The 3,779-nt window shown below is 43.1% G+C and carries 6 protein-coding genes; 1 reads left to right on the plus strand and 5 read right to left on the minus strand.

What is annotated here, in order from left to right:
• The 5 genes from H6S82_RS22925 to H6S82_RS22945 form a co-directional block, all read right to left on the minus strand.
• Positions 1-306, minus strand: a 306-nt coding sequence (locus H6S82_RS22925) for a hypothetical protein (protein WP_191056764.1), incomplete at its 3' end; no start/stop codon positions are given.
• A gap of 109 nt (positions 307-415) precedes the next feature.
• Positions 416-781 carry a hypothetical protein gene (locus H6S82_RS22930; RefSeq protein WP_190469990.1) on the minus strand — a complete coding sequence of 122 codons (366 nt, stop codon included), beginning with the start codon at positions 779-781 and terminating at the stop codon, positions 416-418.
• A 15-nt stretch (positions 782-796) separates the two neighbouring features.
• Positions 797-1,177, minus strand: coding sequence for a hypothetical protein (locus H6S82_RS22935; RefSeq protein WP_191056765.1), 381 nt, complete (start codon positions 1,175-1,177; stop codon positions 797-799).
• Positions 1,178-1,293: 116 nt separating this feature from the next.
• Positions 1,294-1,803, minus strand: coding sequence for a hypothetical protein (locus H6S82_RS22940; protein ID WP_190469997.1), 510 nt, complete (start codon positions 1,801-1,803; stop codon positions 1,294-1,296).
• 162 nt (positions 1,804-1,965) lie between these two features.
• The gene (locus H6S82_RS22945; RefSeq protein ID WP_190469999.1) at positions 1,966-2,475 is read right to left on the minus strand and encodes a hypothetical protein; all 510 of its coding nucleotides are present in this window, start codon (positions 2,473-2,475) and stop codon (positions 1,966-1,968) included.
• Between the two features lie 566 nt (positions 2,476-3,041).
• Here H6S82_RS22945 and H6S82_RS22950 point away from each other — a divergent pair.
• A partial coding sequence (locus H6S82_RS22950) for an AAA-like domain-containing protein (RefSeq protein WP_191056766.1) occupies positions 3,042-3,779 on the plus strand: 738 nt, incomplete at its 3' end.

The following is a 3,779-nucleotide window of genomic DNA, read 5'->3' on the forward strand; positions in this document are numbered from 1 at the left end:
GATAGAAGTACTGGAAACTTCAGCATCAGAGCCGCTACCATTGCCCAATCCTCCATACATCGATAACCCCAAAGTTGGACTCGGACAGGAAATACCAGGGCCAAAACCGTAGAATTGGTTGTTATTTACTTGTGTATTCTGTTGTTGGTTTACCGTAGTTCCGGCGCTGCTAGAAGTCGCTCTAGAATTACTGCTAGTAGAGGGCAGGTTAAATGTGTCTTGAGAAAGTTCATCTGCCTTGGCAGCATTTGTCCAACCCAGGCTATACAGAATAATTATAGCAGCTATAGCCCACTTTGTATTCATAGCTATAAAATCAAAACAATTACTCTAATTCTAGGTAGGATGCCCTGAGAATTAGCCACATATTTTCATGCCAATGAAAACATTATCTTCGGCGATTATTTGCCATTTACTAGAAAGAAGCAAACACGCTCAGGTTAGTGGAAGCACCGTCAGCATTTGTAGTTGAATTTGTTTCTACAGTGCGAATATTACTACCAGTCAAATCTTGTTGCAGCAGATTAAAAGGTTTATCCGCATCGCGAATGCTAAAATCTGTATTCACATTAATAACCGGGTTGTTTCCTAAAGGTTGCACGTTTTCCCCATCGATGTTAAATCCCCGGAGCGATCGCACGTCAACTTCATTAGAAACTGTTACCGTTTTGGAAGATTGTGTAGAAAACCCAACCGAAAAACCTACGCTTTGGGCTACCGCTCTATTCGATATAACCGGGAAAGAGCCGACAATTATTAGCCCTAACAAAAGATACTTCATTTTAGCTTTTACCTATTATTGAAACACCGTGAAAGACCTGCTATGGGTTTCTGTAAAAGATTCCTGTCCGGTCACTTTCACAGAAGTAGCCGCACCCGCATCAAAACGATTGATACCTAAATTAAATTGACCGCCTGGTTGGTAAATCACATAAGATGACTCTGGTGTGACGCGACCGCCAGGATCGGAAACCGATAAGTTATCTCCAGCTACAGCAAATCCCGCACCAGTGTTAGAGTATTGGGTTTCGGTAATATTAGTGTTTACCGTTTGTTTGACGCAAGACGTAGTTCGGGAAAAGCCAGATGTAGGTTCGATAACTACTTGGGCGCTAACAGGTGCAGTTAAAATCCCAGCAGTCGCAACCGCACCCAAAATAGTTGATAAACGAATCATAAATTTGGGTTTTTTGTGATAAATTTGTGAAGGTATAGATATTTGTTCATCCTCCTTTGGATATGGCAGGTTTATATCGGATTTGACGAGCTAGTTTATAGTTACTCTTCACTTAATTAAAAGTTAGAATTTTCAAACACGCTGAAACTATTGGTTTGAGTGAGGATAGCATTCGTTCCCGAACCGCCTGGGGTAACAGTTCCTTCTCCACTTCTGGAGATATTTCCCGATAATCCTTCTCTGTTACCACCGTTAGTCACGCTGACTTTCGAGTAAGCGGGTAGGGTGTTATTGCCTGTAGAGGTGAGCGATACTGGTGTCGCGTTATCGGAAGAGAAAGTGTTGAGAGAGAAGTTAAAAGGAGAGCTGTTTGTAGGGGCTGTAAATTGAGTATTTGGGTTCAAATTTGAACCTTGATTGAGGACTCCAGAAGCATCGATTCCACTTCCGGAAATAGCAAAGCCGTTGAGTCGATTTGCTTCGGCAGTTCCGGAAGGAGCATCAACTCTTAACTGAATTTGGGTGGTGCGAGTTTGGGAGAAGTCAGCGCGGACTGGTAGTGTGGGAACCGACAATGCTGTCACCAACAGCATTATTTTCAACCAGTTAATTTTGGCAGTAGCCATGTTGATTTAGTTTTGGTTGTTGGGATCGGACTTGAATTGTGGCAAATTAAGGGTGGGAAAGCGAGAAATGCCGTTTCGCTTTCCCGTAACACAAGTTAGGTGTTAGGCAGGAAAGAAACCCAAGTTACCGCAAAGGCGACTAACCTGCCTCGCCTCCCCTAATTATTGACCAAATACGGTCATGCTACCCGTTTGCGACAAGACACCCACGGTACCTTGTCCGCCAGCAGTAACAGTACCCGTACCAATGTTGGTGATAGTACCTGCAAGAGTTCCGGCAACACCGCCAACAGTGATATTTTGGATACCATAAGCAGGCCCAGCGATCGTACCTGTAGCGTTATTAAGGGTTGTCGCGCTTACGGCATCCAACACATAACTGGATGCGTTGTAGCTAAAGGTGCTGCCATCTGTGGGAGCAGCAGCGGTACCGGCAGTGATAGCACCAGTAGCATTTAGTGTTGGCAGGGTGACGGCTCCCAGATTGGAACCGGAGACGCTAACGTTAGCACCTTTAGCTTCTGTTTGATTTTGGGCTGGTTGAACGATTAGCTGAAGTTGCGTGCTGTATTCGTTAGTAACTGCTGGGCCTGCCTGGGCGGGAGATGTGGCGATGGAGAAGGCTCCGCCTAAGACTGCGGCTGAAGCAATTAGAAGAGTTTTGACTTTCATTGGAGTTCCTTGAATAAAAATTTAGGTTTTTAGCGGCTGCTGAATTTACGCATCAGCAACCTTGCTATATCAATTTGTATTTGATTTAGTTTGGCAGCGTCGATACTGATTTCTTAAGGATCTGGCTTTTTTTGGCCGGGGAAAGGAAGGTAAGGTAAGGTAAGTGGCTGATGCGCTACGTTGAACTACGTAATCAAAGTCTATGCTATCTCAGTAATCTCCCAATTGCCAATGACAGCTAAACGGTTTAGGCAGACGACAGTCAATTACTACGATAGCTGAGAAAGCGCCTGGAAAGCGATCGCTCTTTGCCCAAAATTTTTCAGATAGCCTGCGATCGCGCCCATTTTGAGCTTTATTTACCTATCGATCGACTCAGTGTTGTTTCCGTAGTTCGCTGGATTTTTCTCTGTTATCCACATCAGTATAAAAACCCCTTTGCTAACAATAGTAAGCGATCTGTATTAATATAAAAATAAAGTTTTTCTAAAGAGCAATGGTTAAATTGCTTTCTAGATTTTTTGGAGAGGCTCTACCTGCTCTGGTTTATAGGAAATACAGACATCATGGAATTTCAATCAGCCATCCAATTTGCAGATGCAGCCATTTTCGCACAGACTAACAGACATCTTAAAACTGTCGAGTTAATGTTAATGCGTGGTGCTTGGTCAGGACAGACTTATCAAGAAATTGCGGCCACCATAGGTTATACTCCTGAATATTTGCAGCACGATGTAGGGCCAAATTTATGGAAAATACTTTCCAAGATGTCCGGTGAAAAGGTCACCAAAAATAATTTTCGATCGGTAATAGAACGGTGGTGTGCATCTAAGCTTAATTACGCGAAAGAAGAAGCTATTGTTGCTGGATTTTTTTCTGGTTACAATCAGCCAATAAATAATGGAATTTCTCAGGGTACGCAATGCTCAAATTTGGCGATCGCAGAAATTGCAGAAATTACTACTATGGATATGGATTTTCTTCCCAGATGCTCTACCCGTTCGGCAACGACATTAGAATTACCTAGAGGTCAAGTACCTATTGATTCTAACTTTTATATCCAACGTCCTCCCATTGAACTGCATTGCTTGGAAGAAATTAGCCAGCCAGGAGGCTTGGTGAGGATAGAAGCGCCCAGACAAATGGGTAAAACTTCCTTAATGGCTAGAATTATCAATCAAGCCAAAAAGCAGGGGTATCGCACGGTGCTGTTGAACCTGCAACTAGCAGAAAGAGGAATTTTTAAAGATTTGAATCGATTTTTAGAGTGGTTATGTGCCAGCGTAGGTCAAAGTTTACAATTA

This window comes from Planktothrix sp. FACHB-1355 (assembly GCF_014748295.1).
Classification (GTDB): domain Bacteria; phylum Cyanobacteriota; class Cyanobacteriia; order Cyanobacteriales; family Aerosakkonemataceae; genus Aerosakkonema; species Aerosakkonema funiforme_A.